Below are 3,397 nucleotides of genomic sequence, written 5' to 3' on the forward strand. Positions count from 1 at the left end.
TGCGCGGCGGCCGCATCGTGCGCACCGCGCTCTCCGGCACCACGGTGAACTCGTGCGCGGGCCGCCCCTGGAACCCGCCCTGCAAGCCCACGAGCGCGATCACCCGCTCCGACCAGTCGACCCGCCCGGCGATCGCCGAGGGCGCGTCCCGCAGCACCGCGCGCCCCCGGCCGTTGACCATGCCCGTCCAGAACCCGAGGCCGTGCCGCACCAGCAGCAGCGCCACCAGCAGGGCCAGCGTCGCGACGAGGTGCTCGGGCAGCACCACGAGCGCGGCCGCGAGCAGGCAGGCCAGAATCACCAGCACCGCGCGGGCCGCGCGCACCCGCTCCTGGAACGCGGGGGAGCGCAGCAGCCCGAGCGCCAGCAGCTCGTCGCGCACCGCGCGGGCCCCGGTGCTGTCCGAGGCCTTCTCCACCACGTTGCCCAGGTGCTGCCCGAGGTGCGCGAGCACCGCCGCCTGCGCCCCGGTGCGCGGGGACGCCCCGCTCACCGCGCTGACCACGCCGTTCCGCCCGACCCGCACCGCGCCCGCCCGCACCAGCGCGAGCACCGCCACCTCCACGACCCGCCGCGGCCCACCGGCCAGGCAGGCCAGCTGCTCGGTGGTGAGCCCGTCAGCCCGCGTCGCCGCCGAAGTCGCCATCCCAGTCCTCCACCCACTCGGCGGCCAACCAGCCGCCGACGAACCAACCGCCCGCGGCGAGCAGGCCGCTGCCCCGCTGCCAGCGCAGCGGCTCCACCTCGACGGGGCGCCTGCGCCAGGGCAGCCGGACCTGGGACGTCTCGGGCTCCCCGATCGGTTCCGCCCGCTCGCCGTCGAACACGGCTGTTTCCGCCCGCGCCACCGGCGGTTCGCGCGGCGCCTCCCGGACGGACCCGCGCACCGCCGAGGCCAGCCCGAACCGGGCCGCCAGCTCGGCCGCGTCGACCGGGGCGAGCCCGGCGGTGGCGTCGGCCAGCGCGCGCGACCCGGCGCGGGTGAGCACCGGGGGAGCGCCCAGCAGCAGCACCACGGCCGCGACGCCGGTCAGCGCCAGCCCGACCACCCCGACCGCGCCCAGCAACACCACCGAGAGCGCCGCCGGGACGACCAGCGGGGCCACGCTCAGCGCCGCCCGCCGCAACCGGGCGCGCGGCGGCACGAGCAGCCCGCCCCGCACCAGCCCCCGCCCGACGGCCCGCGCCGGGGCGGAGGACGCCGCGCCCAGCAGCAGCCCGTCCAGCCCGCGCGGCCGGTCGCCGAGCGCGCCCAGCAGCTCCGCCGCCAGCGCGGTCGGCTCCTCCCGCTCCTCGGGCGTGCCCACCGCCACCGCGCGCCCACCGGACACCCGCGCCCGGTTCTGCGCCACCAGCGAGGCCAGCGCCACCTCGGCCGCCCGCACCGGCCCCCCGGCCAGGTACCCGACCTCCTCGAAGGTCAGCGCCCGGCGCGGCGCCGTCCCGGCGACCCGCTTGAGCCGCGCCCCGACCACCAACGCGCCGAGGAGCAGGACGCCGAGCACCAGGGCGAACACCGCGTCGGTCATGCGACCAGACTAGGTCGGAAGGTGCGCTGACCTGGGGGTGTTGCGGGAAGTGCTCCGGTAGCCTGCGGGAAATGTTGGAATAACTGAGCACGGGGGGTGGATGGTGATACCGCAGGGGTTGAACATGGCGGCGTTGCAGTCCATGACAGCGGGGATGAGCGCGCTCAAGCAGACCGCCGAATCGGGTGGGTTCGCGATCAGCAAGAGCGGGGCCGACGCCTACATCCACGCGATCAAGACAGCGCTGGAACAGCTAGACGGCATCCAGTACCAGACGGAACTGCTTCAGCAGAGGACGCAGTTGGGGACCAGCCCGGACGCTGTGAGGATGAGCGAGTACAACCTCGAGAACGCCTTGGGCGGGCCTGGCACGATCGGGCTGATCCCCGCCATCGATCAACTCAAGATCGCCTTGGGCGAAGCTCTCCAGGCAATGCAGAAGGCCAAGGAGAACTACAGCGCGGTCGATGACGCGCGTGTCGAGAAGTTCAACTCCCAGTGAGACGGAAGAAGACCGTGCAGAACGTCCGGCTTGTCGCCCTCGCGCTCCTCGCGTCCGCCCTGTCCGCGTGCTCCACCGTCGAGCCGGGGACGGCCACCCCGGCGACTTCGAACCCGGCCGCACCCAGCAGCACGGCAGGTTCGGCCCCCGCGGGTTCCGGGCTGGCTGACCTGGAGCTGTGCGCCGACTTCGAGCGGGTCGCGGGCCGGTTCCCGCTGGTCGAGATCAAGAAGCAGGAGCCCGAGAGCTGCGTGGGCAAGTACGACCTGGGTGACGGCAACAGGATCACCGTGGGGATGAACGCGTTCCCGACCCTCGGGCTCAGCAAGGCCGTGCCCGGTCCCGACAGCGAGGTCAGCAACATCACGATCGCGGGTCGGGCCGCCCTCCTCGACCGCAAGCCCGCAGGAGCGACGTCCTGCGCCGTGCGGGTGGAGGTCAGCGAGACCGCCAGGGTCGACTTCGTGGGTGTCTACCACGCCTCGCTCGACCAGGCCTGCGACGCGGCGACCGCCCTGGCCAACGCCATCACCCCCACCCTGCCCACCGAGTAGCGCGCAGCCGGGGGCGGTGGTCGACGAGGACCACCGCCCACCGCCCACCGGGGGTCAGCAGCCCCCGCCGCCACCGCAGCCGCCGCCACCCCCACCGCCGCAGCCTCCCCCGCCCCCGCCGCCGTCCCCGGACGACCCGCCCCCGCCGCCGTCGAACCCGCCGACCGCGCCGTAGTAGGCCACCCCGCCCCCGCCACCACCGGCGGACGCCCCGCTGCGCGAGCGCGCCATCGGCCGGACCGCGCTGCGCACCTCCGCGTCCGGGTGCGCCGAGAACCCCTGGAACAGCACCGCCTCCACGGCGGGCGACGTCGGCCCGAACGCGCCCCAGCCGCCGACCAGGCCCCTGGTGCGCGCGTCCGCGACGAGCGCGACGCCCCGCGCGGTCCTCCTGGGCAGGAACCTGGTGCCCAGCACGAGCACCAGCACGGCGGTGAGCAGCAGTTGGAGGGTCAACCAGCCGACCGGGGCGCCGATCCGCACCCCGTTGACCCAGCGCACGACCCCCACGAGCGCGACCAGCAGCATCGGCAGCACACCGATCCGCAACCACCTCCTCGCCCGCTCGGGCGAGATCAGCAGCCCGGCCAGGACCAGCCGCCGCTCCACCTCCCGCACCGCGCCCCCGTCCGCGACGGACGTGAGCAGCAGCGGAAGGGTGCGGCGCTCGTAGCGGGCCGCGTCGGTGAGCACGGCGGCCTCCACCGGGTTGCCCGGCCTGGCGCCCTTGACCCGGCTCACCGTCCGGTTCCGGCCCGGTCGCAGCGCGCCCGCGTCGAGCAGCGCCGCCGTGGCCACCTCGGCCGCCCGCA

Annotated in this window: 5 protein-coding genes; 2 read left to right on the plus strand and 3 right to left on the minus strand. The window is 75.4% G+C overall.

Going from position 1 to position 3,397, the window contains the following annotated elements; all coding sequences use genetic code 11:
• Positions 1-646, minus strand: a 646-nt coding sequence (locus ACTUAL_RS17085; RefSeq protein WP_440900966.1) for a TIGR04222 domain-containing membrane protein, incomplete at its 3' end; no start/stop codon positions are given.
• Positions 618-1,529, minus strand: a complete 912-nt coding sequence (locus ACTUAL_RS17090; protein ID WP_440900967.1) for a TIGR04222 domain-containing membrane protein — start codon at positions 1,527-1,529, stop codon at positions 618-620. The genes ACTUAL_RS17085 and ACTUAL_RS17090, both read right to left, overlap by 29 nt.
• A gap of 124 nt (positions 1,530-1,653) precedes the next feature.
• Here ACTUAL_RS17090 and ACTUAL_RS17095 point away from each other — a divergent pair, with 124 nt between their 5' ends.
• A complete protein-coding gene (locus tag ACTUAL_RS17095; RefSeq protein ID WP_440900968.1) occupies positions 1,654-2,031 on the plus strand; it encodes a hypothetical protein in 378 nt (125 codons plus the stop codon).
• Complete coding sequence (locus ACTUAL_RS17100) at positions 2,028-2,585, plus strand: hypothetical protein (protein ID WP_440900969.1); 558 nt, start codon at positions 2,028-2,030, stop codon at positions 2,583-2,585. The genes ACTUAL_RS17095 and ACTUAL_RS17100 overlap by 4 nt, the downstream gene beginning before the upstream one ends.
• 54 nt (positions 2,586-2,639) lie before the next feature.
• Here the strand turns inward: ACTUAL_RS17100 and ACTUAL_RS17105 are convergent.
• Positions 2,640-3,397: TIGR04222 domain-containing membrane protein (locus ACTUAL_RS17105; RefSeq protein ID WP_440900970.1), on the minus strand; the 758-nt coding region annotated here is incomplete at its 5' end.

This window comes from Actinosynnema sp., assembly GCF_052038725.1.

What these genes read in the sequence shown, in the direction of transcription:
- ACTUAL_RS17095 (WP_440900968.1), top strand. Translation starts at nt 1,654, where the DNA reads ATGGCGGCGTTGCAGTCCATGACAGCGGGGATGAGCGCGCTCAAGCAG.
- ACTUAL_RS17090 (WP_440900967.1), bottom strand. Translation starts at nt 1,529, where the DNA reads ATGACCGACGCGGTGTTCGCCCTGGTGCTCGGCGTCCTGCTCCTCGGC.